At 40.3% G+C, this 1,167-nt stretch carries 1 protein-coding gene; it reads left to right on the top strand.

The window, feature by feature from the left end:
* The first annotated feature begins 125 nt into the window (after positions 1–125).
* Positions 126–1,061 (top strand): IS982 family transposase, encoded by a 936-nt coding sequence (locus FHS60_RS10275; RefSeq protein WP_183698176.1) that lies wholly within the window; start codon positions 126–128, stop codon positions 1,059–1,061.
* The last annotated feature ends 106 nt before the right edge of the window (positions 1,062–1,167 follow it).

Genomic DNA, 1,167 nt, shown 5'->3' with positions numbered 1-1,167 from the left:
ACCCCAATTCGGGATAAGCAGTTCTTCTTTTTCCTCAAAAGAAGTTTCAATAAAAGCCCAAAAAGAGGATTATTTTTCGTATATTTGTTGTTGATAACCAAACAGATAACAAAAAACAATCCTCTATGAAACTTATCAGCAAAGTTACGGAAATTTATTGCATTGCAGATGATTTCTGCAAAGAATATGAGTTGGAATTGAACAAAAAAGCACTTTCGCTTTCAAAGCCCTCTCCAAACACCCCTAAAACTCGCAATAGAAAGGGAAGAATGAGCGATGCAGAAATGATTACCATTCTTGTGTTGTTCCACAGCAATACGTTTCGCAATTTCAAACATTTCTATCTCTTCTACGTCTGTCGAGAACTTAAAGAAGAGTTCCCTAACCTTCTTTCGTATACCCGCTTTGTGGAACGTATGCCACGAGTGGCGATCCCCCTTTTGCTCTTCCTTAAATTAGCTCTGATGGGAGAATGTACAGGGATTACTTTTATCGATTCAACGCGTATTCCCGTGTGTGAAAACAAGCGTGAGTATTCTAATCGTGTCTTCAAGGGCTATGCTCATAAAGGGAAAAGCACGATGGGATGGTACTATGGTTTTAAGCTGCATCTGCTGTGTAATGAACGAGGGGAATTACTCAACTTTGCACTTACCAAAGCCAATGTGGACGATCGTAACCCGGAGGTATTCAATAACTTGACTAAGGATTTATTCGGAAAGCTCTATGCGGACAAGGGATACATTTCACAATCTCTTTTTGCTTCACTCTTCGATAGGGGAGTTCACATCGTCACGGGAATACGCACTAATATGAAGAACCGCTTAATGGATGTGCACGACAAAATCATGCTCCGCAAAAGAAGCATTATCGAAACCATTAACGATATGCTCAAGAACGTGGCACAGATTGTTCATACCCGCCACAGAAGTATCTCAAACTTTATTGTTAACCTTTTGGCAGGAATGGCGGCTTATGCTTTCTACGATACAAAACCCTCTATCAATATGGAGTTTGAGATGGAGGGAGAAACAGAAGCGAAACAGCTCACACTTTTCTAAATTTACTTGCGTGAAACAATAAATCTTCGGCCTAAAACAAGGTCGAAAGAATCGTTGTGGACTATAATCTGAGTAAAAAGGAGGGGACCTTAAACCGAATTGGGGT

Origin of the sequence: Alloprevotella rava (assembly GCF_014195585.1) — a bacterium.
Taxonomy (GTDB): Bacteria; Bacteroidota; Bacteroidia; order Bacteroidales; family Bacteroidaceae; genus Alloprevotella; species Alloprevotella rava.
The sequence above is the reverse complement of the archived record's forward strand: the minus strand, read 5'-3'. Positions and strand labels throughout refer to the sequence as shown.